The organism is Frateuria terrea (genome assembly GCF_900115705.1).
In the GTDB taxonomy this organism is placed as follows: domain Bacteria; phylum Pseudomonadota; class Gammaproteobacteria; order Xanthomonadales; family Rhodanobacteraceae; genus Frateuria_A; species Frateuria_A terrea.
In genome coordinates this window covers 343,775-365,811 of the sequence record NZ_FOXL01000006.1, presented here as the reverse complement: position 1 = coordinate 365,811, position 22,037 = coordinate 343,775, and the positions used below count along the sequence as shown (strand labels likewise).

General features: G+C 71.4%; 22 protein-coding genes. 5 read left to right on the top strand and 17 right to left on the bottom strand.

The genetic code is table 11. The features are described 5' to 3' along the window. Positions 1–84 precede the first annotated feature (84 nt). Both BMZ38_RS12895 and BMZ38_RS12890 read left to right on the top strand, forming a co-directional pair. A complete protein-coding gene (locus BMZ38_RS12895) occupies positions 85–582 on the top strand; it encodes a LytTR family DNA-binding domain-containing protein (RefSeq protein WP_091338302.1) in 498 nt (165 codons plus the stop codon). Between the two features lie 93 nt (positions 583–675). Beyond that, positions 676–1,812 (top strand): acyltransferase family protein, encoded by a 1,137-nt coding sequence (locus BMZ38_RS12890; protein WP_091338300.1) that lies wholly within the window; start codon positions 676–678, stop codon positions 1,810–1,812. A gap of 63 nt (positions 1,813–1,875) precedes the next feature. Here BMZ38_RS12890 and bioC read toward each other — a convergent pair whose 3' ends face one another. Genes bioC through bioB form a run of 5 tightly spaced genes read right to left on the bottom strand, consistent with a single transcriptional unit; the run spans position 1,876 to position 6,722 of the window. Continuing rightward, positions 1,876–2,754, bottom strand: coding sequence for a malonyl-ACP O-methyltransferase BioC (gene bioC, locus BMZ38_RS12885; protein WP_091338297.1), 879 nt, complete (start codon positions 2,752–2,754; stop codon positions 1,876–1,878). Continuing rightward, positions 2,751–3,524 carry a pimeloyl-ACP methyl ester esterase BioH gene (gene bioH / locus BMZ38_RS12880; RefSeq protein WP_091338295.1) on the bottom strand — a complete coding sequence of 258 codons (774 nt, stop codon included), beginning with the start codon at positions 3,522–3,524 and terminating at the stop codon, positions 2,751–2,753. Before bioH ends, bioC begins: the two co-directional genes overlap by 4 nt. Continuing rightward, the gene (locus tag BMZ38_RS12875) at positions 3,521–4,423 is read right to left on the bottom strand and encodes a sulfurtransferase (protein WP_091338292.1); all 903 of its coding nucleotides are present in this window, start codon (positions 4,421–4,423) and stop codon (positions 3,521–3,523) included. Before BMZ38_RS12875 ends, bioH begins: the two co-directional genes overlap by 4 nt. Positions 4,424–4,449: 26 nt before the next feature. Further along, a complete protein-coding gene (bioF, locus tag BMZ38_RS12870) occupies positions 4,450–5,691 on the bottom strand; it encodes an 8-amino-7-oxononanoate synthase (protein WP_091338289.1) in 1,242 nt (413 codons plus the stop codon). Between the two features lie 29 nt (positions 5,692–5,720). After that, positions 5,721–6,722: a biotin synthase BioB gene (bioB, locus tag BMZ38_RS12865; protein WP_091338287.1), complete on the bottom strand. Its 1,002-nt coding sequence runs from the start codon at positions 6,720–6,722 to the stop codon at positions 5,721–5,723. Positions 6,723–6,865: 143 nt separating this feature from the next. Between bioB and BMZ38_RS12860 the strand changes: the two genes are divergently transcribed. Both BMZ38_RS12860 and BMZ38_RS12855 read left to right on the top strand, forming a co-directional pair. Beyond that, the gene (locus BMZ38_RS12860) at positions 6,866–7,072 is read left to right on the top strand and encodes a hypothetical protein (protein ID WP_091338284.1); all 207 of its coding nucleotides are present in this window, start codon (positions 6,866–6,868) and stop codon (positions 7,070–7,072) included. A 15-nt stretch (positions 7,073–7,087) separates the two neighbouring features. Further along, on the top strand, positions 7,088–7,804 hold the full coding sequence (locus tag BMZ38_RS12855; protein WP_175483775.1) for a ComF family protein: 717 nt from the start codon (positions 7,088–7,090) through the stop codon (positions 7,802–7,804). A 78-nt stretch (positions 7,805–7,882) separates the two neighbouring features. Here the strand turns inward: BMZ38_RS12855 and ubiA are convergent, their stop codons facing one another. Together ubiA and BMZ38_RS17810 are read right to left on the bottom strand one after the other, a co-directional pair. Next, entirely contained in the window at positions 7,883–8,812 is a 930-nt protein-coding gene (gene ubiA, locus BMZ38_RS12850; RefSeq protein ID WP_245747293.1) for a 4-hydroxybenzoate octaprenyltransferase, read from the bottom strand. Between the two features lie 222 nt (positions 8,813–9,034). After that, positions 9,035–9,205 (bottom strand): hypothetical protein, encoded by a 171-nt coding sequence (locus tag BMZ38_RS17810; RefSeq protein ID WP_175483774.1) that lies wholly within the window; start codon positions 9,203–9,205, stop codon positions 9,035–9,037. A 216-nt stretch (positions 9,206–9,421) separates the two neighbouring features. Here BMZ38_RS17810 and BMZ38_RS12845 point away from each other — a divergent pair, with 216 nt between their 5' ends. Continuing rightward, positions 9,422–10,540 (top strand): GGDEF domain-containing protein, encoded by a 1,119-nt coding sequence (locus BMZ38_RS12845; RefSeq protein ID WP_091338277.1) that lies wholly within the window; start codon positions 9,422–9,424, stop codon positions 10,538–10,540. A gap of 34 nt (positions 10,541–10,574) precedes the next feature. Here the strand turns inward: BMZ38_RS12845 and BMZ38_RS12840 are convergent, their stop codons facing one another. From BMZ38_RS12840 to BMZ38_RS12795, 10 genes are all read right to left on the bottom strand, one after another. Next, positions 10,575–10,802, bottom strand: coding sequence for a hypothetical protein (locus BMZ38_RS12840; protein ID WP_091338274.1), 228 nt, complete (start codon positions 10,800–10,802; stop codon positions 10,575–10,577). Next, on the bottom strand, positions 10,799–11,035 hold the full coding sequence (gene ilvN / locus BMZ38_RS12835; protein ID WP_091338273.1) for an acetolactate synthase small subunit: 237 nt from the start codon (positions 11,033–11,035) through the stop codon (positions 10,799–10,801). Before ilvN ends, BMZ38_RS12840 begins: the two co-directional genes overlap by 4 nt. A gap of 12 nt (positions 11,036–11,047) precedes the next feature. Next, positions 11,048–12,889 carry a biosynthetic-type acetolactate synthase large subunit gene (gene ilvB, locus BMZ38_RS12830; RefSeq protein WP_281243900.1) on the bottom strand — a complete coding sequence of 614 codons (1,842 nt, stop codon included), beginning with the start codon at positions 12,887–12,889 and terminating at the stop codon, positions 11,048–11,050. A gap of 84 nt (positions 12,890–12,973) precedes the next feature. Continuing rightward, positions 12,974–13,984, bottom strand: a complete 1,011-nt coding sequence (gene ilvC, locus BMZ38_RS12825; protein ID WP_091338271.1) for a ketol-acid reductoisomerase — start codon at positions 13,982–13,984, stop codon at positions 12,974–12,976. A 50-nt stretch (positions 13,985–14,034) separates the two neighbouring features. Next, positions 14,035–15,750, bottom strand: coding sequence for a dihydroxy-acid dehydratase (ilvD, locus tag BMZ38_RS12820; protein ID WP_091338269.1), 1,716 nt, complete (start codon positions 15,748–15,750; stop codon positions 14,035–14,037). 129 nt (positions 15,751–15,879) lie between these two features. Continuing rightward, a complete protein-coding gene (gene leuB, locus BMZ38_RS12815) occupies positions 15,880–16,977 on the bottom strand; it encodes a 3-isopropylmalate dehydrogenase (RefSeq protein WP_091338266.1) in 1,098 nt (365 codons plus the stop codon). Beyond that, complete coding sequence (gene leuD / locus BMZ38_RS12810) at positions 16,974–17,558, bottom strand: 3-isopropylmalate dehydratase small subunit (protein WP_091338264.1); 585 nt, start codon at positions 17,556–17,558, stop codon at positions 16,974–16,976. The genes leuB and leuD overlap by 4 nt, the downstream gene beginning before the upstream one ends. A gap of 226 nt (positions 17,559–17,784) precedes the next feature. Further along, positions 17,785–19,197 carry a 3-isopropylmalate dehydratase large subunit gene (gene leuC, locus BMZ38_RS12805; protein ID WP_091338259.1) on the bottom strand — a complete coding sequence of 471 codons (1,413 nt, stop codon included), beginning with the start codon at positions 19,195–19,197 and terminating at the stop codon, positions 17,785–17,787. Next, positions 19,194–20,159, bottom strand: a complete 966-nt coding sequence (locus BMZ38_RS12800) for a branched-chain amino acid transaminase (protein WP_091338256.1) — start codon at positions 20,157–20,159, stop codon at positions 19,194–19,196. The genes leuC and BMZ38_RS12800 overlap by 4 nt, the downstream gene beginning before the upstream one ends. Continuing rightward, entirely contained in the window at positions 20,156–21,745 is a 1,590-nt protein-coding gene (locus BMZ38_RS12795) for a 2-isopropylmalate synthase (protein WP_091338253.1), read from the bottom strand. Before BMZ38_RS12795 ends, BMZ38_RS12800 begins: the two co-directional genes overlap by 4 nt. Between the last annotated feature and the right edge of the window lie 292 nt (positions 21,746–22,037).

Genomic DNA, 22,037 nt, shown 5'->3' with positions numbered 1-22,037 from the left:
CAACCGGGCACGGCCTGGCGCACGGCAGTGGCGGCAGCGCGTGCGGCGTGATCCCAATGGCGCTTCCACGCCACGGAGCGACGCATGAACAAGTACGTACTTTCCGCCATCCTGTCCGCCGGCCTGGCAAGCCCGGCCTTGGCTGGACAGGGCCATTGCGCCGGATCGGACCAATCGCAGATCGGACAGCTCATCGCGCGCTTCAAGGCGGCGATCATCGCGCACGACCAGCAAGGCCTGGAAGCGTTGTTCGTACCCGATGGCGGCTCGTGGTTCGAGGTACTGGGCGAGGACGCCTTCGACCGCTTCCAGGCGCGCAAGCCGGACCACGCCGCTCTGCATGCGGGCGGCCAGCTGCATCTCTTGCGCGAGTCGCTGCAGCGGCTGGTGGGCCGGCTCGATCCCGCGCAGTTCATCCGCATCCACCGCTCCGCCATCGTGCGGCTGGATCGCGTGGCCGAAATGCAGGCGCTGTTCAACCGCGATCATCTGCTGCGCCTGCGCGACGGTACCGTGCTGCGTGCCAGCCGCACCTACGTCGACGTGTTGCGCGCGGCCTTGCTGGCGAACGGGGCGCCTTAGCCCCGAAGCCGCCGGCGTTTCGCCAGCGGTTTGCCCGAACCGCATCGACGCAACCGCCCACACTGCCGGCTTCCCGAGCAGAAGGATCATGCGATGAACCGCCTTCCCGGCCTGGACCTGCTGCGCGCGTGGGCGATCGTGTGGGTGATGTTGTTCCACTCCTACGTGGTCGGTGGCCTGGGCGAGCGCTTCGCCTGGCTGGGCAACGACGGCTGGATGGGCGTGGACCTGTTCTTCGTGCTGTCCGGCTACCTCATCGGCTACCAGCTGCTCGCGCCGCTGGCCCGCGGCGAGCCGCTGGCCTGGCGGGCGTTCTACCGGCGCCGCGCTTTCCGCATCCTGCCGGCCTTCCTCGTGGTGCTCGCGGTGTACGTCGCCTGGCCGGTGCTGCGCGAGGCGCCGGGCCTGGCACCGGCGTGGCAGTTCCTGAGCTTCACCCTCAACCTGCTGATCGATTACGAACACGACCAGGCGTTCTCGCATGCCTGGTCGCTGTGCGTGGAGGAGCATTTCTACCTGCTGTTTCCGTGGCTGGCGTGGTGGCTGCTGCGGCGGCCGTCGTTGGGCAAGGCGGTGGCGATAGGGCTGGGCCTGGTCGCTTTCGGCATGGCGCTGCGCGGCTATGTGTGGTGGCACGCCATGGCGCCCGTGCGCGACCGGCCGGGACCGGCATTCGGCCTGCGCTTCGTCGAGGGCATCTACTATCCGACCTGGGCACGGCTGGACGGACTCCTCGCCGGCGTGGCGCTGGCCGCGCTGCGCGTCGGCCGGCCACGGGCCTGGGTACACCTGCAGCGGCATGCGGGCATCGCGCTGGCGGCGGGCCTGGGCCTGTTCGTCCTGGCGTGGTGGCTGTTCCGCGAGAGGCTGGGCTTCTGGCCCACGGTGGTCGGCTACCCGCTCCTGTCGCTGGCGTTGGCGCTGTGCGTAGGCGCCGCCAGCGCGATGCCGGCACGCTGGGCGGTGCCGGGAGCGGGCTGGCTGGCGCGTATTTCCTACAGCCTGTACCTGAGCCACAAGCTGGCCCTGCATGCGGTCGCGACATGGTGGGTGGGGCCGTGGCGGTGTCACGGTTTCGCCGCCTTCGCGCTGTATGCCCTCGGCGTGCTGGCCGTGGGAGCCGCGTTGCATTACGCGGTGGAGCGGCCGTTCCTGCGCTGGCGCGACCGCCGGGAGGCTGGTGTTGCCGGCACCAGGGCCGCCGCGCCGACGACGGCTTCGCAGATGTAAGGAGTGCAGCCGGCCGCCAACCCGGGACCATCGGTCGCGCACGGCAAGCTGCCGCGTGGATCCTCAGCGCCGGCGCGAGCCGCGCAGGCTGTCCAGCGAGAAGGTGGCGATCTCGCCTTGCGGGGTGCGGCGCGCCTGGCCCGGCGGTGGTCCCCACGCATGCGCGGTGACCACTTCCCAGGTGGCCGGCACGCGGCCGTCCACGCGCATTGCCTCGTAGGCGGCCAGCATCCGGCGGTAGTGCGACTTGCCGGTGAGGTGGCGTTCGCGCGCGCGGTCGGCATGGGTGGCGCCCAGGCCCTTGAGTTCCTTCAGCAGCGCGCGCGGCTCGCTGTAGGTGAGCGTGTAGCGGTTGACGTCCAGTACCGGATCGCGCAGGCCGGCGTTGATCATCGCGTCGCCCACGTCGTGCATGTCCAGGAAGCGGCTGACGTGCGACTGCTGGTCCACCGCGGCCCAGGCGGCGCGCAGCTCCTTGAGCGTGTCCGGGCCGAAGCTGGAGAAGGCCAGCAAGCCGCCGGGCTTGAGCACGCGCACGCACTCGCCGAACAGCGCCGGCAGGTCGTCGATCCACTGGAAGCACAGGTTCGAATGCAGTACGTCCACGCTGTGGTCGGGCAGCGGCAACGCCGTGGCTTCGGCGCAGAGGCGCTGGAACGGGCGCAGCAGGCGCTGGTGCGTGCGCGCGACGCGCAGCATCGGCAACGCCAGGTCGACGGCGATCACCTGCGCCTTGGGATAACGCTTCTTCAACAGCGCCGTGCCGCGGCCGGTGCCGGCGCCGACGTCGAGCACCCGCTCGGGCGCCTGCAGATAGAAGTCCAGGCGGCCGAGCAGGTCGGCCTGAACTTCACGCTGCAGCTCGTCGTGCTGCTCGTAGGTGGCGGCGGCGCGGCTGAAGTTCCGGCGCACGCGGGCGCGGTCGAGGTGGAACGCGTTCATGCCGGGATTTCCGCGAACAGGGGCTGCAGTGCCTCGGCCACGGCCTGGGCGTGGCCGATGAAGGGCGCGTGGCCGGCGTGCGCGATCTCTACGAAGCGGCCGCCGCACTGTTCGGCCGACCACGCCATGGCGGCCGGCGGCACCAGCCGGTCGCGACGCCCGGCAATCCACACGCTCGGTACGGCCAGTCGCGGCAACCGTGCGCGTAGGTCGGTGCGTTCGAGCAGGCCGATACCTTCCTGCAGTACGCGCAGTTCCGGTTCGCCGCGTTCGAACACGTGCGTGCGCAGGCGGCGCAGTTCGGCCTTGGGATCGTCGCTGCCCATCGCCTCCAGCGCGAGGAAGCGCTCGATCGTGGCGTGATAGCCGGCTTCAAGGTCCAGCGCGAGCTGGTGCACCAGGGTGGCGTCGCTGCCGTGCGGCCAATCGGCGCTGCGCACGAACTTCGGCGTGGCGCAGAGTATGGCCAGGCCTTGCACGTGGGCGGGGTCGTCCAGCGCGGCGGTGAGCGCGACCAGGCCGCCCAGCGACCAGCCCAGCCACGGGGCCGGCGGTGTGGCTTTGGCGATGGCGTCGGCGATCGCGCGAGGCTCCAGCGCCAGGCCGCAGGCGCGCGAATGGCCATGGCCGGGAAGGTCGACCACGTATAACGAGCAGCGATCGGCCAGCGCTTCCACCAGCGGTGCGAAGATGCCGCCGTGCATCGCCCAGCCGTGGATCAGCACCAGCGGCTGCGGGCCGTGGCCCCGTTGCTCGATGCGCAGCGTCATGCTTTGGTTCCCTCTCCGCCTTCTTCGACAGGTAACGGGGGAGAGGGTTGGGGTGAAGGGGCAGGGCTCGCGGGAAAGGTGGCTGTTGCAGCAGCGCTCGAAGAGGGCTCCCCGCAAGAGCGTCCCCGCACTCCAACACTCTCCGCCATCTTCGATAGGGGATGCGGGAGAGCGAGCGGGGAGGGCTTGAGGTCCCTGCCTACGGCCCCACGCCCGTCGAACACGAAGCAGTCGCCTTCCCAGTGGCTGCCGTCGGTCTCCTCCAGGTATTTCAGGATGCCGCCCTCGAGCTGCAGTACCTCGCCCAGGCCCCGCTCGGCCAGGTGCAGCGCTGCCTTCTCGCAGCGGATGCCGCCGGTACAGTAGGACACCACGGTCTTGCCGAGGTAGCGCTCGCGATCGGCGAGCACCGCCTCGGGCAGCGCCGTGAAGCTAGGCACCCGGTAATCGATGGCGCCGGCGAAGCGGCCTGCGTCGGTCTCGTAATCGTTGCGCGTATCCAGCAGCACGACCTCGCGCCCGGCATCGTCATGGCCCTGGTCGAGCCAGCGCTTCAGCGTGGCGGCTTCGACCGCCGGCGCGCGGCCCCGATGCGGCGCGACGGGTGCGCGCAGGGTGATGATCTCGCGCTTGAGCCGCACGCGCAGGCGCCCGAAGGGCACCTCGTCGGAGAGCGACTCCTTGACCGCCAGATCGGCAAAGCGCGGATCCTCGCGCAGCCAGCGGAGGAAACCCTCGACGGCATCGCGCGCCCCGGCGAGGAACAGATTGATGCCTTCGGGCGCCAGCAGGATCGTGCCCCTGAGCGCCAGCGCTTCGGCACGCGCGCGCAAGGATTGTCGCAGTGCGGGCAGGTCCGCGAGCGGGACGAAGCGGTAGGCGGCGACGTTGACGATCATGGGAGCGGGGAGCGGCAAGCCGTCGATTATACCGGCGTGACGGCACGCGGCAGCGCCGCCAGTGCGTCGAGCAGGCAGTCGACGTGTTCCTCGTCGTGTGCGGCGCTCAGCGTGATGCGCAGGCGCGCCTGGCCGGCCGGCACCGTCGGTGGCCGGATCGCCACCACCAGCAGGCCCCGGGTTTCCAATGCCTGCGCGGCGGCAAGCGCGGCAGCGGCGTCGCCCAGCAGCACGGGCTGGATCGGCGTATCCGAAGCGGCCAGCGGCAGGCCCAGCTGCGCGGCGCCGGCACGGAAGCGGGCGACCAGCGCGGCGAGCTTTCCGCGCCGCCAGTCTTCCGTTCTCGCCAGCTGCACCGCCGCGAGCGCAGCGGCAGCCAGCGCCGGCGGCATCGCGGTGGTGTAGACATAGGTGCGGGCGAACTGGGCGAGCCCTTCGATCAGCGCGGCCGAGCCGGTGACGAAAGCGCCGTGGCTGCCCAGCGCCTTGCCCAGGGTAGCCATCAGTACCGGTACTTCGCGCGAACCCAGGCCGGCCTCGGCGACGCTGCCGGCACCCGCGGGTCCGAGCACGCCCAGACCGTGCGCGTCGTCGACCATCAGCGTGGCGCCCTCGCGCCGGCACAGCGCGGCCAGTTCGCGCAGCGGGGCGCGGTCGCCGTCCATGCTGAACACGCCGTCGGAGGCGAGCAGCGCGGCGGCGCCGGGTTCGCTTGCCAGCTGCCGGGCCGCGGCGGCGGCATCGCCATGCGGATAGCGGCGCAGCACTGCGCCGGCCAGCGTGGCGCCGTCGAGCAGGCAGGCATGGTTGAGCTTGTCCTGCACGCACAGGTCGCCACGGCCGAGCAGCGCCTGCAGCACGCCGAGGTTGGCCATGTAGCCGGTGGAGAACAGCAGCGCGCGTTCGCGGCCGGTCCAGTCGGCCAGCGCTTCCTCCAGTTCGGCATGCTCGCGGCGGTGGCCGCAGAGCAGGTGCGCGGCGGTGCTGCCGACGCCTTCGTCGTCGGCCGCGCGCTTGAAGGCAGCGATCAGCTGCGGGTGCTGGGCGAGGCCGAGGTAGTCGTTGGAACAGAAGCCGAGCAGGCGACGCTCACCGGTTTCCAGCCATGGGCCTTGGGCATGGTCGATCGTGCGGGCGCGGCGCAGCAGGCCGGAGCGGGCACGTTCGGACGTCTGGATGGCCAGGCGCTGCAGCAGGTCGGCGCGCCCGGGTGCTCCGCCAACGGCCGAGCCGGACGGGAAGGCGACGTTTGGCGCGGGTTCGATCATGGCGGAGGACGGCGTGCTGCCCGCGCGGATCAGGCCGGCTCGCAGATGTCGGCGTGGACGGTGCCCGACCGTTCCACCCGTTCCATCGGATGCAGGTCCAGCCGTGCGAACAGCGCGCGGTCGGCAGCCACGTCGGGGTTGCCGGTGGTCAGCAGCTTCTCGCCGTAGAAGATCGAGTTGGCGCCGGCGTGGAAACACAACGCCTGCACCGCCTCGTCCATCTGCTGGCGGCCGGCCGACAGCCGCACCATCGACTCCGGCATGAGGATCCGCGCCACCGCGATGGTGCGCACGAACTCGAACGGGTCCAGCACCGCGGTGCCGTGCAGCGGCGTGCCTTCGACCTGCACCAGCTGGTTGATCGGCACCGACTGCGGGTGCTCGGGCAGGTTGGCCAGCGCCTGCAGCAGACCGGCGCGCTGCTCGCGCGATTCGCCCATGCCGACAATGCCGCCGCAGCAGGTTTTCAGGCCGGCATCGCGCACGTGGCCGAGCGTGTCCAGGCGATCCTGATACTCGCGCGTGTGGATGATCTGGCCATAGAACTCCGGCGCGCTGTCGAGGTTGTGGTTGTAGTAGTCCAGGCCGGCGTGCTTGAGGGTGTCGGCCTGTTCGCCGCTCAGCATGCCGAGCGTGGCGCAGGTTTCCAGGCCCAGCGCCTTCACTGCGGTGACGATTTGCGCGACCTTGGCGACATCGCGGTCCTTCGGGCTGCGCCAGGCCGCGCCCATGCAGAAGCGACTGGCGCCGGCGTCACGCGCAGCCCGCGCGCGCTCGAGTACGGCCTCCACGCTCATCAGCTTCTGGGCCTTCACGCCGGTCTGGTAGCGCTGCGCCTGCGGGCAGTAGGCGCAATCCTCCGGGCAGCCGCCGGTCTTGATCGAGAGCAGCGTCGACACCTGCACCGCGTTCGGGTCGTGCCGCTCGCGATGGACCGCGTGCGCGCGATGCAGCAGGTCGTTGAACGGCAGCGCGAACAGCGCGGCGACTTCCGCGCGCTTCCAGTCGTGGCGGATGTTGGCAGGAATCATGGGTGGCGCGGCTCCGCGTGGGGACGCGGCAGTGTGGGAACGGGTCCGGTCGGTGTCAACTCGAAAAGACACTTTTTGGTTGACGCACCTAGCCCAAGCGGGTCCGTTACCATGCGTGAACCCCACTCCCACGGAGCAAGCCGATGAGCGCAGGTCAGGGCAGCACCGGCAACGTCATCGCCGCGGTGTGCAGCTTCTTCATCCCCGGCCTGGGCCAGCTGGTGCAAGGGCGGTTGCTCAAGGCCGCCATCATGTTCGTGCTCGCCGCGGCGCTGTGGATCGTATGGTTGGGCTGGATCATCCACCTGTGGTCGATCCTCGACGCGGCGCTGTACAAGCCGCGGGGCTGATCCGAGCCGATGCGCATGGATGCGCTGTCCCATCCCCTGCAACGCCTGCAGGCCTGGCTGTTGCCGTGGCGCTGCCTGCTGTGCGGGGCCGCCGGCGCCGATGGGCTGGACCTGTGCCGCGCCTGCGCCGCGGAGTTGCCGCGAAACCACCACTGCTGCGCGCGTTGTGCGCTGCCGCTGCCAGGTTCGGTGGCGTCGTGCGGCGCCTGCCAGCGCAAGCCGCCGCCGTGGCAGGCGGCCTGGGCGCCCTTCCGCTACGGCTGGCCGCTGGACCGGCTGGAGGCACGCTACAAGTTCGGCCGCGAACTCGCTGCCGGGCGCACGCTGGCCGAGCTGTGGCAGCGACTGCCACCGCCGCTCGCGCGGCCGGCACTGATCCTGCCGGTGCCGCTGCATCGCGCGCGTCTGCGCCAGCGCGGCTACAACCAGGCGCTGGAGCTGGCCCGGCCGGTCGGTCGCGCGCTCGGCATTCCGGTGCGGCACGACGTGCTCCTGCGGGCGCGTGCCACCGCGGCGCAGACCGAGCTGGATGCGGCCATGCGCCGGCGCAACGTGCGTGGGGCGTTTGCATTGCGTGATCCGGTGGCGCTGCCGGCGCACGTGGCCGTGCTGGATGACGTGATGACTACCGGCGCGACGCTGGCCGAATGCGCGCGGGTGCTCAGGCGGGCGGGCGTGGCGCGGGTGGACGTGTGGGCATTGGCGCGGGCGCCATCGCCGCGTGGGCGGTAGCCGGGTGCGCTCGTTGATTCTGGCCTCGCCTGCAGACAGGTCGGGCGGATCCGTTGGGGGCGCGGGACCTCGATCCCTTCATTTCACGGCGAGGCCGAGCACGATCCCTATCCACAGCGCCAGGCCGACCCAATTGTTGTGCCGGAAGGCTGCCAGGCAGGCATCGCGCGCGCGGCGGCGGATCAGCCACAGCTGCCAGCCGAACAGGCCGGCGGCAGCCAGCAGACCGAGCCAGTATGGCCACGGCAGTTGCGCGCGCTGGCCGACAAACAGCATGGCCAGCAGGAAAGTGCCGATCAGCATTCCCAAGATCGGCACGTCCGCATCGCCGAACAGGATCGCGGTGGACTTGGCGCCGACCTTCAGGTCGTCGTCGCGGTCGACCATCGCGTACTCGGTGTCATAGATCACCGACCACAGGATGTTGCCCAGGAACAGCAGCCAGCCCAGCGGCGGCACCGTGTTGGACACCGCTGCGAACGCCATCGGGATCGCCCAGCCGAACGCCGCGCCCAGCACTACCTGCGGCAGGTAGGTCCAGCGCTTGGTGAACGGGTAGATCGCCGCCAGCGCCCCGCCGGCGAAGGACAGCTTGATGGTCAGCGTGTTGGTGAACAGCACCAGCACGAACGAAAAGGCCAGCAGCACGCCGAACACGATCAATGCCTCGCGCGGGCTGACCCGTCCGCTGGCGATCGGCCGCCCGGCAGTGCGTGCCACCTGCGGATCGAGCTTGCGGTCGGCGAAGTCGTTGATCGCGCAGCCGGCCGAGCGCATCGCGAACACGCCCAGGGTGAAGATCGCCAGCGTGCCCCACGGAGGAAAATCGCCGGCCGCCAGCCATAGTGCCCACCAGGTCGGCCACAGCAGCAGCAGCGCGCCGATCGGGCGGTCCATGCGGGTGAGCACGAGGTAGTCGGCGGCCTTTTCGCGCCAGCGCGGCGGCAGCCGGCGCAGCAGCAGTTCGAGCACGCGGGTGGCGCGGGTCGAGCTGTCGGCCGGGCGGATCGGCCGCTGTGCGGGAGGCCGCGGCCGCGCCGTGGTCGGTGGCATGTGCTGCTGGCGTTTGCGAGAAGGAGGAGGGGCCATGCCGGGAAGTTTAGCCCGGCGTGATCTGCTCGATTGAGCGGCACGGCGCTTTCGGCCGCTCGGCGGATGCCCCGGAAGAGCGGTTCCAGGGCATGCTACTCACGAGCCCATCCAACTTTCTTTGCGCGGGACGGGCAGGACTCAGAGCGGCGGCGGTGCCAGCGGGTCGTTCTCTTCCAGCGGGCTGCCCAACGGATCGGCATCGGCGTCCCGCGCCGGGCTGGCATGCCCGGGATTGCGGATTTCCTGGTCCGGACGCTGCTTGCCAGGCTGGGCGATGGGCGGCTCCGGATGCTGTGGGTTGTTCGGCATGAGCGATCTCCTGCTGGTTCGTGGATGCCGAGCGTCGCGCATGCGCCGTCAAGCGGGCGAGATCGCGCGGTGAGGCCAAACACGCGGGGCAGTTTGAATCCAGGGGCCGCAGCGCGGCTCAAGCCATGGGCGGCCATGCCGATAAAGCGGGCCAGAGAACCCGCCGCGCCGCGGCGGGCGTGGGGTCGGGAACGCTTCAACGCCTGGGAGGCCAGCATGTCCGTCGCTTGCGACATCGTTACGCAAGAGGCGCCCGCCTTGCTGGCGCGGGCGCAGCCGGTGGCTGCCCCGGGGCCTCGATCGGTCGTGCCGTCGGCGCACGCGCGGCTGCTGGACTCGGTCGCCGCGTTCACCCACCACCGCGATATCGACGCGCTCGACCACAGCCTGGCGCTGTCACTGGCCGAGCTGGCGCCGGCCCGCGAGGTGCTCCTGTGCAAGCGCACGATCGACGGCCGCCGGATGGACAGCCTGGTGCGCTGCGTGGCCGACGCCAGCGGCGGGTTCGTCGTCGGCGCATGCGACCCGGACGAGCACGACCCTGCGCTGCAGCCGGTCTGGCACTGCATGGACGGCCAGCGCAGCCACGTCGAGGTCGGCGAGGACGGCTGCCACCGGTTGTACGTGCCGATCCTGCACGAAGGCCGCGCACTGGGTGCGCTGCAGCTGGAGAGCGGCGCCGCGCTGGACGGCGCACGCGCGCTGGCCGAGGGCTTCGCGCGGATCTACGCCAACTACATCACGCTGCTCAACGAGAGCGAACGCGACAAGCTCACCGGCCTGTACAACCGGCGCACCTTCGAGCGCCACCTGCAACGGATGTTCCTGCCGCTGGCCGTCGCGCGCCGGGCGCAGGAGCGCCGCGCGGCGGGCCTGGGCACGCCGTCGGTGTGGCTGGCGATCTTCGACATCGACCACTTCAAGCGCATCAACGACACCTACGGGCACATCTACGGCGACGAGGTGATCCTGCTGCTGGCCCAGCAGATGCGCGCCTGCTTCCGCCAGGGTGACGTGCTGTTCCGTTTCGGTGGCGAGGAATTCGTGATCCTGCTCACCGGGCACGACGAGGCGGAGGCGCGCGGTGCACTGGAGCGCTTCCGCGAGCGGGTGGCCAGCTACCTGTTCCCGCAGGTCGGATACGTCACCGTCAGCGTCGGCTACGCGCGCGCGGCGCCGGGCGATTACCCGGAGTCGGTCATCGATCGCGCGGACAAGGCGCTGTATTACGCCAAGGAGCATGGCCGCAACCGCACGCATGGCTACGAGGAAATGCTCGGGCGCGGCGAGCTTGCCTGCGAGCTCATGAGCACCGGCAGCATCGACCTGTTCTGAGCGGCGCTCGGCGCGCGTCGGGTCGCACAAGGCATCACGACGTCGCGCCCCTCTTGCGCAGGCCCCGGCTGACGCTCTTCCGCATGCACGGAGGAACATCTCCCCAAGCCCAGGGCTGCGGGTCCTCGCGCTCGAGCAGCAGCGGCCGGCCGAGCTGCTCGGACAGCTGCGCCGCGACGTCCGGCGGGTTGACGCGCGCCGCCTCGTACACCCGCGCGTGCACCAGCAGTCCGACGGTGCCGGGCAGGTCGTGCTGCGTCACGGCGGCGACTGCTCCACTTCCAGCACGTCGACCAGCCGGCGCGCCTTCTGCACCAGCCGGTCCAGCGCGGGAACGTCGCCGCGCACCTCCAGCACCATCCGTGCGATCGACGGATCATCGGTGGCGCGCACGGTCAGTGCGTCGATGTTGCAACTGCGGGTGGCGAACAGCCCGGCCACGCGCAGCAGCGTGCCGGCCTCGTTCTGCAGCAGGATGGAAAGCGTGTGCGGCATCGGCGCGTCCCTTCAGAACATCGCGCCGGCCGCGGCCAGCGGCGCGGCGGCCTCGCGCGAGGCGATATGCGGGCCGGTGACCATCTGCGCGTAGCTCGCACCGGGGCCGACCATGGGGTAGACGCAGGCGTCCGGGTCGATCGCCACTTCCAGGAAGGCGGGTCCGTCGAAGGCGAGGAAGGCGGCGATCGTTTGCTCCAGCGCGTTGCGATCGTCCAGCCGGCGCGCCCAGGCGAAGCCGTCGGCCTGCGCCGCACGCACGAAGTCGCGCCGGCGGCCCGGTCGCGCGGAGGCGGCAAAGCGTCCGCCGTAGTAGAGCCGCTGCCACTGCCGCACCATGCCGTCCCCGCCGTTGTCCAGCACCAGCACCTTCACCGGCAGCTCCAGGCGCGCGATGGTTTCCAGCTCGCCGGCATTCATGCGGATGCTGGTGTCGCCGTCGATGTCGATCACCAGCGAGTCCGGCCGCGCCAGCTGTGCGCCGACTGCGGCGGGCAGCCCGAAGCCCATCGTGCCCATGGCGCCGGAGGTCAGCCACTGCCGCGGCTCGCGGAAGGCGAGCCATTGCGCCGCCCACATCTGGTGCTGGCCCACGCCGGTGCTGACGATGGCGCGGCCCTGCGCGTGGCGGTCGATCGCTTCGAGCACCGCCTGCGGCTGGATCAGCGGGCTGGCGCGGTCGTAGTTCATCGCGTGGTCGCGCTTGGATCGCGCCAGGTGCGCGTGCCATTCGGCCAGATCGGGACGCACGCCGTGCGCTCGCCCCCACGCGGTCAACCGATCCAGTGCACGGGCGAGCGGTCCGACGTGCTGCCAGTGGACCGGCTTGACCTTGCCCACCTCGCCCGGGTCGATGTCGACCTGCGCCAGGAAACGCGCGCGTGGCGCGAAGCGGTCGGGTGCGCCACACACGCGGTCGTCGAAGCGCGCACCCAGCGCGCACAGGAAGTCGCAGTCCTCCACCGCATAGTTGGCGTACGCGGTGCCATGCATGCCCAGCATGTGCAGCGCCAGCGGCGCGCGGGTGTCGACTGCGCCGATGCCCATCAGGCTGGTCGTCACCGGCAGGCCGAACGCATCGGCGAAAGCACGCAGCGCCGGCGCGGCGCCCGCCGCGACCACGCCGCCGCCGGCATACAGCAGCGGGCGGCGCGCGCGTCGCAGCGCTTCGAAGAACGCGACACATTCGGCGTCGGACAGCGCGGCCTGGTCGCTCCGGCGCAGCCGCGCGCGGTAGCCGGGCAGCGCCAGCTCGCCCTCGCCGTGGAAGCGCAGCGCGGCGTTCTGCACGTCCTTCGGGCAGTCGACCACCACCGGCCCCGGCCGCCCGCTGCGCGCCAGCATGAAGGCGCTGCGCAGGGTCGCCTCCAGCCGCGCCGGATCGGTGACCAGGAACACGTGCTTGGCACAGGCGCCCATCAGGTGATGCACCGGCGCCTCCTGGAAGGCGTCGCTGCCCAGTGCGGCCGTACCGACCTGGCCGCAGACCACCACCAGCGGAATCGAATCGGCCATGCAGTCCTGCACCGGCGTGACCATGTTGGTCGCGCCCGGCCCCGAGGTGACGATCGCCACGCCGACCTTGCCCGAGGCACGCGCGTAGCCGGCCGCCATGAAACCCGCGCCCTGCTCGTTGGCCGGCACCACCAGCGGCATCGGCTCACGGCCATCCTCGCCGGCATGCGTCGCGTTGTGCCGGTACAGAGCGTCGAACACCGGCAGGATCGCGCCGCCGGCGTAGCCGAACAGCATCTGCACACCCTCGTCGGCAAGCACCTGCACGATCACCTCCGCGCCGGTCAGCGGCTGGCCGGCGCGCGGGTGGATCGCAGGTGGGTTCGGCTGGGCGTTCACGAGGGCAACTCCTTGGGGAAGCGAGGGTGGGAAGCCCGCTCCCCGCAGTGCGGGGAAGGGCACGGGCTCACGCGGCGACGCGCGCTAACCCACCACCTTGAGCGGCGCCGGCTCCTCCTTGGCCGGCTGCAGCCACGGCATGCGCGCACGCAACGCCGCGCCGACCTTCTCGATCGGGTGATCGAGGTCGGCCTGCTTCAGACGCCGGTAGTTGGGCAATCCGGCCTGGTGCTCGGCGATCCACTGCCGCGCGAAGGTGCCGTCGCGGATGTCGTCGAGCACCGCGCGCATGCGCTCCTTGGTGCCGGTGTCGACCACGCGCGGACCGCTGACGTAGTCGCCGTACTGCGCGGTCTCGGAGACGAACTCGAGCATCTTCGTCAGCCCGCCCTCGTAGAACAGGTCGACGATCAGCTTCAGCTCGTGCATCACCTCGTAGTAGGCGATCTCCGGCTGGTAGCCGGCTTCCACCAGCGTCTCGAAGCCCTTGGTGACCAGCTCGCTGGCGCCGCCGCAGAGCACGGCCTGCTCGCCGAACAGGTCGGTCTCGGTCTCCTCGCGGAAGTCGGTCTGGATCAGCAGCGCGCGGCCGCCGCCGATCCCATCGGCATAGGCGCGCGCCTTGGCCGCGGCCGCGCCGCTGGCATCCTGGTGCACCGCCCACAGGCAGGGCACGCCGCGGCCGCGCGCGTATTCGCTGCGCACCAGCGCGCCGGGGCCCTTGGGCGCCACCAGCACCACGTCGATGTCCTTGCGCGGCTCGATCTGTCCGTAGTGCACGTTGAAGCCGTGCGCGAACAGCAGCGCCGCGCCCGGCGCGATATGGGGCGCGATCGCCTCGCGGTAGAGCGCCGGCTGCGCCATGTCGGGAGTGAGCACGGCGACCAGCGCCGCACCTTTTACCGCTTCGGCCGGTTCGGCCACGGCGAAGCCCTCGGCCTGCGCACGTTGCCAGGACGGGCCGCCCTTGCGCAGGCCGAGCACCACTTCGTGGCCCGAATCGCGCAGGTTGAGCGCGTGCGCGCGGCCCTGGCTGCCGTAGCCGAGCACGGCGGCGCGGGTGTGGGCGAGCGGGTTGGGTGCTGGTGTCGTCATGCGATGTTCTCCAGGTTTGCCCCTCGCGTCGGAGGGGTGGAAGTGAGGGGTCAGGCGGTGACGGAGGCCGGCGCGCGGCGGGCTTCTTCTGCGCTGCGTGCCGCGTTCGGCCGGGCGATCCAGGGCAATGCGGCGTGGGTGGTGGCGCCGTCGGAGGCCGAGCCGACCAGCTGCGCGTACTTGGCCAGCGCACCGCGGGTGACCTTGGGCGGCGCCGGCTGCCACGGCCGGCTGGCGAGATCGGCGCCGGTGAAGAGCTCGCGCCGGTGCGCGTCGATGACGATGGTGTCGCCCTCGCGCAATCGCGCGATCGGTCCGCCACGCGCCGCCTCCGGCGCCACGTGGCCGACCATGAAGCCGCGGGTGGCACCGGAGAAGCGGCCGTCGGTGATCAGCGCCACGCTGTCGCCCAGGCCCCGGCCGATCAGTGCCGCGGTGACGCCGAGCATCTCGCGCATGCCCGGTCCGCCGGCCGGGCCCTCGTTGCGGATCACCACCACGTCGCCGGGCTGGATCGCGTCGCCCTGGACGGCGGCGAAGGCGGCTTCCTCGCTCTCGAACACGCGCGCGCGGCCCTCGAAGCGCTCACCCTTGCCGGGTAGCTTCAGCACGCAGCCTTCCGGCGCGAGGTTGCCGTAGAGGATCGAATAGCCGCCGCGGGGCTTGAGCGGTGCGGTCACCGGATGCACCACGTCCTGCGCTTCGGCGCGCGGCGCGGCGGCCACTTCGGCGAACAGCCAGCGGCCGGTGACGGTGGGTGCGTCCTCCAGCATGCCGGCGGCAATCAGCTCCTGCGCCACGCGCGCGCTGCCGCCGGCGCCGAACAGCTCCACCGCGGTGTAGCGCCCGCCGGGGAGCAGGTCGGCGATCACCGGCGTGTGCTCGGCGGCTGGCTGGAAGTCCTCCAGCGTCCACGCCACGCCGGCCTCGCGCGCGATCGCCAGCAGGTGCAGCACCGCGTTGGTTGAGCCGGCTGTAGCGGCGACCATGCGTGCGGCGTTGGTGAGCGAAGTGTGGGTGAGCAGTGCGCGTGGCGTGCGGCCCGCGCGCAGGCATTCCATCACCAACTCGCCGCAGCGATAGGCCGCCGCGCGCTTGGCCGGGTGCGTGGCGGGAATGTCGTTGAAGCCCAGTGGCGACAGGCCGAGTGTGGAGAGCACCATCGCCATCGTGTTGGCGGTGAACTGCCCGCCGCAGGCGCCGGCGCCAGGGCAGGCGTGGCGCTCGACCGCCGCCAGTTGCGCGTCGTCGATGCGGCCGGCGCCGTGCGCGCCGACCGCTTCGAACACCTGCTGCACCGTGATCGCGTGGCCCTCGTGCCGGCCGTGGTCGATGGTGCCGCCGTAGAGTGCGACGCCGGGGATGTCCAGCCGCGCCAGCGCCATCGCCGCGGCCGGGATGGTCTTGTCGCAGCCGCACAACACCACCATCGCGTCCAGGCAGTGGCCGTCCACCGCCAGCTCGATCGAGTCGGCGATCAGTTCGCGGCTGACCAGCGAGGCGCGCATGCCCGGCGTGCCCATCGCGATGCCGTCGGTCACCGCGATGGTGTTGAACTCCACCGGCGTGCCGCCGGCCGCGCGGATGCCCCCGGCCGCCGCCTCCGCCAGTTCGCGCAGGTTGAGGTTGCAGGGCGAGACGTTCGACCAGGTGTGCACCACCGCGACCAGCGGCTTGGCGATCGCCTCGTCGTCCAGGCCGGTGGCGCGCAACATGGCGCGGGCGGGCGCGCGGTCGGGGCCGCGCTTGATCAGGTCACTGCGCATGGGCGCTCCGGGATGGGATGGAAGTTGCCCCCTGCGTGGCGGGCGGAACGGCGGGGAGGGCGGGTTCCGGTCTCCGGCACGCAGGGGAGCAGGGAGCGGCCGTCCCTGGCCGTGCAGCGGCGGCGCGCATCATCCGCATGCGCGCACGCCGGCGAAGAAGGCGTGGTGGTTGGCCGCGTCGTCGGCCAACGCGACCAGCACCGCGTCGAGCACCGCGGCGGTGCCGGCCTGGCCGCCGAGGTCGCGGCTGCGCGGGCCGTGCTCGAGCACCTGCGCCACCGCGGACTCGACCGCCCGCGCCTCGGCGTCCAGTCCCAACGAGTGGCGCAGCAGCAACGCCGCGGAGAGGATCGCGCCGAGCGGGTTGGCCACGCCCTGGCCGGCGATGTCCGGTGCCGAGCCATGGATCGGCTCGTACAAACCGCGCCCGCCCTCGCCCAGCGAGGCCGAAGGCAGCAAGCCCAGCGAACCGGCCAGCGCCGCGGCCTCGTCAGTGAGGATGTCGCCGAACAGGTTCTCGGTGACCACTACGTCGTAGCGCTGCGGCTGGGTCAGCAGCAGCATCGCCATCGAGTCGACCAGCTGGTGTTCCAGCCGCACGTCCGGGTACTCGGCGGACAGGCGCGTGACGGTGCTGCGCCAAAGCCGCGAGGTCTCCAGCACGTTGGCCTTGTCCACCGAGGTGAGGTGGTGGCGGCGCGCGCGCGCCAGCTCGAACGCGCGCCGCGCCACGCGCTCGACCTCGGCCACGGTGTAGCGGCACTCGTCGGTGGCGGTCTCGTCGCTGCGCGTCTTGGCGCCGAAGTAGGCGCCGCCGGTGAGCTCGCGCACGAACACGACGTCCACCTCGTGCAGCCGCTCGTTCTTCAGCGGCGACAAGGCGGCGAGCGCCGGGTGCACCGTAAGCGGGCGCAGGTTGGCGTACACGCCCAAGGCGGCGCGCAGGGCCAGCAGGCCCTGCTCCGGGCGCACCTTCGCTTCAGGGTCGGACCACCGCGGTCCCCCCACCGCGCCGAGCAGCACCGCGTCGGCCTGCCGGCAGGCATCCAGCGTGGCGGCGGGCAGCGGCTCGCCGGTGGCGTCGATGGCGCAGCCACCGATCGGGTGGTGGCTGAAACGGAAGCCGTGGTCGTAATGCTCGGCCACGGCTTCCAGCACGGCCACCGTGGCGGCGGTGACTTCGGGGCCGACGCCGTCGCCGGGCAGGGTAACGATGTGCGCTTTCATGCGGCCTCCGGGTGGGTCTGTTCGTAATGGGCGATGGCTTGCGACTGGCCGAGCAGAAAGCCGAGCTGGTCGACGCCGTGGAGCAGGCAGTGGCGGGCGAACGGTTCCAGCGCGAAGCCGATGCGGCCGCCGTCCGGGAGTTCGACGAACTCCCCGGCCACGTCGATCGCCAGTTCGATGCCGGGGTGGTCGAGCAGCCAGCGATGTGCCGGCGCATCGATGACCAGCGCGAGCAGGCCGTTCTTCAGCGCATTGCTGCGGAAGATGTCGGCGATCTCGCTGCACAGCACGGCGCGGAGCCCAAAGTCGAGCAGTGCCCAAGGCGCGTGCTCGCGCGAGGAACCGCAGCCGAAGTTGCGCCCGGCAACCAGGATCGAGCACCCATGCGCTTCGGTGCGGTTGAGCGGGAAGGCGGGGTTGTCGGCGCCGTCGGGCAGGTAGCGCCAGTCGTGGAAGCAGAGCTTGCCGAGGCCGTTGCGGGTGGTGGTGGTGAGGAAGCGCGCCGGGATGATGCGGTCGGTGTCGATGTTCTCGTCCGGCAGCACGGCGGTACGGGAGTGCAGGCGGGTGATCGGTTTCATCGGGAAGCCTCGCGGGAAACGACAGCCCCCTCTCCCCTGCCTATCAAGGATGGGGGAGAGGGTCGGGGTGAGGAGCCGGGGCGCGCGGGGAAGGCTGTTGGGCGAGGGTTAGAGGCGCGTGCTTGCGCGCGCTTTTTTTGCGCCCGCTCCGTAGTCGGTGTGTCGCAAGAGCGGCCCCTCGTCCCAGCTCTCTCCCCGGCGGGGAGGGGGCGCAAGGATCCCGCGCTCATGCCGCCACCTCCGCCAGCACTTCACGTGCGTCGGCAACAAAACCGGCCACCGCCGACGCGGCCGCCGTAGCCGGACTGGCCAGCACGGTGCGCGCCCCCTTGCCCTGCCGCCCCTCGAAGTTGCGGTTCGACGTCGACACCACGAGCTGCCCCGGCTGCGCCAGGTCGCCGTTCATGGCGATGCACATCGAACAGCCCGGCACGCGCCACTCCGCGCCCGCGGCGTGGAATACGTCGTGCAGCCCCTCCGCCTCGGCCGCACGCCGCACCGCCTCGGAGCCCGGCACCACCAGCATGCGTACGCTGCTGGCCACGCGCCGCCCGCGCAGCACGGCCGCCGCCTCGCGCAGGTCGGGCAGGCGCGAGTTGGTGCAGCTGCCGACGAACACCACGTCCACCGGCATGCCGCGCATCGGCCGGCCGGCCTCGGCGCGCATGTAGGCCAGCGCGCGTGCCTCGGGCGCATTGCGCGGCGCGGGCACCGGTGCATCGAGCGCGATCGCCATGCCCGGGTGCGTACCGTAGGTGACGGTGGGGCGTACCTCGCGCGCGTCGATGCGGATCTCGCGGTCATACGTTGCGCCTGCATCGCTGGCGAGCGCGCGCCAGCACGCCACGGCACATTCCCACGCCTCGCCCTGCGGCACGCGCGGACGGCCCTTCAACCAGGTGAAGGTGATCTCATCCGGCGCGATCAGCCCTGCGCGCGCACCGGCCTCGATCGACATGTTGCAGACGGTCATGCGCTCTTCCATCGAGAGCGCCTCGATCGCCGCGCCGCGGTACTCGATGACGTGGCCGGTACCGCCATCGACACCGATGCGGCCGATCACGTGCAGCACCAGGTCCTTGGCACCCACGCCCGGCGGCAGCGCGCCGTCGACGTGGATCGCCAGCGTCTTGGGCTTGCGCTGCAGCAGGCACTGCGTGGCCAGCACGTGGCCCACCTCGGTGGTGCCGATACCGAAGGCCAGCGCGCCGAAGGCGCCATGGGTGGAGGTGTGGCTGTCGCCGCAGACGATGGTCATGCCCGGCTGCGTGGCGCCGAGTTCCGGACCGATCACGTGCACGATGCCGCGCTCGGCGCTGTCCCAGCCGTGCAGCTCGATGTCGAACGCGCGGCAGTTCGCCTCCAGTTGCGCCACCTGCGCGCGCGCCTCGGCGCTGGCGTAGGGACGCTGGCCGTCCGGGCCGGGTGGCAGCGTGGGCGTGGAGTGGTCGAGCGTGGCCAGCGTGCGGTCGGGACGGCGCACGGCCAGGCCGCGGCCGCGCAGCTCGTCGAACGCCTGCGGCGAGGTGACCTCGTGCACCAGGTGCAGGTCGACGTAGAGCACGGCCGGCGTGTCGGGCGTTTCCGGCACCACCACGTGGGCGTCCCACAGCTTGTCGAACAACGTGCGCGGGTTCATGCGTGGATCTCCTCGCGGGTCGTGGCGGCCACGCTCGGGCGCACCGGATCGTGCACGTGGGTCAGCCAGTGGTGGCGATCGGCGGTCCGTCCGCCGAACAGGTCGAAAAAGGCCTCGCGCAGCGCGCGTGTGACCGGGCCGGGTATGCCGTCGCCGACGCGCTTGCGGTCGACCGAGCGCACCGGCGTGATCTCGGCGGCGGTGCCGCACAGGAACACCTCCTCGGCGCTGTAGAGCGCCTCGCGTGGCAGGTCGCGTTCCTCCACCGGCAGGCCCAGCTCGCCGGCCAGGGTGATCACCGTGTCGCGCGTGATGCCGGCCAGGATGCCGGCGCTGGTCGGCGGCGTGAGCAGTCGACCCTTGCGCACCAGGAACAGGTTCTCGCCGGCGCCTTCGCCGAGCAGGCCTTCGTGGCCCAGCGCGATGCCTTCGTCGTAGCCGCCGCGGCGCGCCTCCAGCGCGATCAGCTGGCTGGAGAGGTAGTTGCCGCCGGCCTTGGCCCAACCGGGAAGCGTGCCCGGCGCCGGCCGCCGCCATGACGACACGCACACGTCGGCGCCACGCTCGGCCGCGTCGCCCAGATACGCCCCCCAGGGCAGGGCGAGTATCGCCACGTCGACCGGACCGTCCGCCTGCGGCAGCACGCCCAGCGAACCGGCGCCGCGGAACACGATCGGCCGCACGTAAGCCGAGCCCATGCCGTTGGCGCGGATCAGCTCCAGGCAGGCAGCGTCGATCTCGTCGGGCCCGTAGCCGACCTCGATGTCGTAGACGCGTGCCGACTCGAACAGCCGCCGCGTGTGGTCGGCCAGGCGGAAGTAGGCCGACCCCTGTGGCGTGGCGTACACGCGCAGCCCTTCGAATACCGACGAGCCGTAGTGCAGCGCATGCGCGCCGACGTGCACGGTGGCGTCGGTCCAGGGCTTGAGCCGGCCGTTGTGCCAGAGGAAGGGAGCGCTCATGCGGTGGCTCCTTGCACGGCAGGTGGGGACGCGCGGCGGGCCTCGGCCTCGCGCGCGATGCGGTTGACGATCGACAGCACCGCCCGCGCGGTGGCCTCGACGATGTCGGTGCTGGCGGCGCGGCCGTGCCAGGTGCGGCCGTCGTGCTCGGCGGTAAGGCGGGCCTCGCCCTGCGCGCCGCTGCCGCTGCGGATCGCGCGCAGCTGGAATCCGGTCAGCTCCAGCGCACAGGCACTGGCGCGCTCGATCGCGCGCAGCAGCGCGTCGACCGGGCCTTCGCCGATCGCCGCCTCGGCCGCCGTGCGGCCATCCTCGTGCTTGAGCCGCACCGACGCCGAGGCGCTGCCGAGCAGGCTGGCGCTGTGCAGGTGGGCGATCGACCACGGACCCGGCGCGTCCGGATCGAGCCCCAGCGCAAGCGCGGCCAGGTCCTCGTCGTGGATCTCGCTGCGCCTCGCCGTCAGCGCCTTGAAGCGCTCGAACAGGCCGTCCAGCGCAGCGTCGTCCGGCGTGTGGCCGAGCGCGGCCAGGCGCTGGCGCAGCGCATGCCGGCCGGAGTGGCGGCCGAGCACCAGCGGCGCATCGTCGGCGCCGACGTCCTGCGGCCGCATGATCTCGTAGGTGCCGCGATGCCTCAGCACGCCGTGCTGGTGGATGCCCGACTCGTGCGCGAAAGCGTTGGCGCCGACGATCGCCTTGTTGCGCGGCACCGGCTGGCGGGTGAGTTCGCCGAGCAGCCGCGAGGTGGCGTGCAGCCGCCGCGTGTCGATGCGCGTGGCCAGGCCGAAGTACGGCGCGCGCACGCGCAGCGCCATCACGATTTCCTCCAGCGCGGCATTGCCGGCGCGTTCGCCGATGCCGTTGATGGTGCATTCCACCTGCCGTGCACCCGCGCCTACCGCGGCCAGCGTGTTGGCCACGGCCAGCCCGAGGTCGTCGTGGCAGTGCGCGGAGAACACTACCGACTCGTCCGGTATGCATTTGCGCAGATAGGTGAACAGGGATGCCACTTCCGAGGGCGTGGCATAGCCCACCGTGTCCGGCGCGTTGAGCGTACCTGCACCGGCCACCGCCACCGCGGCGAACACCTCGGCCAGGAACTGCGGCTCCGTACGCAACGCGTCCTCCGCGGAAAACTCGACCTCGTCGCACAGCCCGCGCGCCCGCGTCACCGCGGCCACCGCCGCGTCCAGCACCTGCGCACGGCTCATGTTGAGCTTGTGCTCGCGATGCAGCGGGCTGGTCGAGAGGAACAGGTGGATGCGCCCGCGCTGCGCGCCTTCCAGCGCCTGCGCCGCACGCTCGATGTCGCCGCGCTGGCAGCGCGCCAACGCGCAGATGGTGCTCTGGCGCACCTGGCGCGCGATTTCCCGTACGGCCGCGAAGTCCTCCTCCGATGCCTGCGGAAAGCCCGCCTCCATTACGTCCACGCCGAGTGTCTCGAGCGATTGTGCGATGCGCAATTTCGCCTTGCGATCCAGCGCGAAGCCGGGCGCCTGCTCGCCGTCGCGCAAGGTGGTGTCGAAGATCCGAACGCGTGGCTCGTCGGCCTGCGTCGGCTTCGTTCCTGCTGTGTCTGGTTTCATCGCATGGGCTCCGTTGGGTGGAGCCGAGGCAAAAAGAAACCCCGCAACCGTTGCCGGGTGCGGGGTTTCAGGTTTGTCAGGTCGGATTCTTCGTTACCTGGACACGCCTCAGCCCGCACCTCCGTTGGTAATGAGGAGGACGAGTACGAGGGCAAGAAGGAGCTGGCCGCGAAGCGACGCGAGGCCCGCGATCACCGGGAGGCGATCCGTCGGGGCAATGCGACGCTGGCTGTTGCGATGCGGCATGTCGTCGACCTTAGGTGCGGCCGTGCGGGCGTGTCAAGCGCTTTCT

Excerpts from the sequence above, each read along its gene's own strand:
- BMZ38_RS12795 (WP_091338253.1), bottom strand. The coding sequence starts at position 21,745 with ATGAAACCAGACACAGCAGGAACGAAGCCGACGCAGGCCGACGAGCCA.
- ilvC (WP_091338271.1), bottom strand. The coding sequence starts at position 13,984 with ATGACGACACCAGCACCCAACCCGCTCGCCCACACCCGCGCCGCCGTG.
- BMZ38_RS12855 (WP_175483775.1), top strand. The coding sequence starts at position 7,088 with ATGGATGCGCTGTCCCATCCCCTGCAACGCCTGCAGGCCTGGCTGTTG.
- BMZ38_RS12800 (WP_091338256.1), bottom strand. The coding sequence starts at position 20,159 with ATGAGCGCTCCCTTCCTCTGGCACAACGGCCGGCTCAAGCCCTGGACC.
- leuD (WP_091338264.1), bottom strand. The coding sequence starts at position 17,558 with ATGAAACCGATCACCCGCCTGCACTCCCGTACCGCCGTGCTGCCGGAC.
- BMZ38_RS12890 (WP_091338300.1), top strand. The coding sequence starts at position 676 with ATGAACCGCCTTCCCGGCCTGGACCTGCTGCGCGCGTGGGCGATCGTG.
- BMZ38_RS17810 (WP_175483774.1), bottom strand. The coding sequence starts at position 9,205 with ATGCCGAACAACCCACAGCATCCGGAGCCGCCCATCGCCCAGCCTGGC.
- bioC (WP_091338297.1), bottom strand. The coding sequence starts at position 2,754 with ATGAACGCGTTCCACCTCGACCGCGCCCGCGTGCGCCGGAACTTCAGC.
- ilvN (WP_091338273.1), bottom strand. The coding sequence starts at position 11,035 with ATGCCGCACACGCTTTCCATCCTGCTGCAGAACGAGGCCGGCACGCTG.
- leuB (WP_091338266.1), bottom strand. The coding sequence starts at position 16,977 with ATGAAAGCGCACATCGTTACCCTGCCCGGCGACGGCGTCGGCCCCGAA.
- bioH (WP_091338295.1), bottom strand. The coding sequence starts at position 3,524 with ATGACGCTGCGCATCGAGCAACGGGGCCACGGCCCGCAGCCGCTGGTG.
- bioF (WP_091338289.1), bottom strand. The coding sequence starts at position 5,691 with ATGATCGAACCCGCGCCAAACGTCGCCTTCCCGTCCGGCTCGGCCGTT.
- bioB (WP_091338287.1), bottom strand. The coding sequence starts at position 6,722 with ATGATTCCTGCCAACATCCGCCACGACTGGAAGCGCGCGGAAGTCGCC.
- BMZ38_RS12860 (WP_091338284.1), top strand. The coding sequence starts at position 6,866 with ATGAGCGCAGGTCAGGGCAGCACCGGCAACGTCATCGCCGCGGTGTGC.
- leuC (WP_091338259.1), bottom strand. The coding sequence starts at position 19,197 with ATGAACCCGCGCACGTTGTTCGACAAGCTGTGGGACGCCCACGTGGTG.
- BMZ38_RS12875 (WP_091338292.1), bottom strand. The coding sequence starts at position 4,423 with ATGATCGTCAACGTCGCCGCCTACCGCTTCGTCCCGCTCGCGGACCTG.
- ilvD (WP_091338269.1), bottom strand. The coding sequence starts at position 15,750 with ATGCGCAGTGACCTGATCAAGCGCGGCCCCGACCGCGCGCCCGCCCGC.
- BMZ38_RS12845 (WP_091338277.1), top strand. The coding sequence starts at position 9,422 with ATGTCCGTCGCTTGCGACATCGTTACGCAAGAGGCGCCCGCCTTGCTG.
- BMZ38_RS12895 (WP_091338302.1), top strand. The coding sequence starts at position 85 with ATGAACAAGTACGTACTTTCCGCCATCCTGTCCGCCGGCCTGGCAAGC.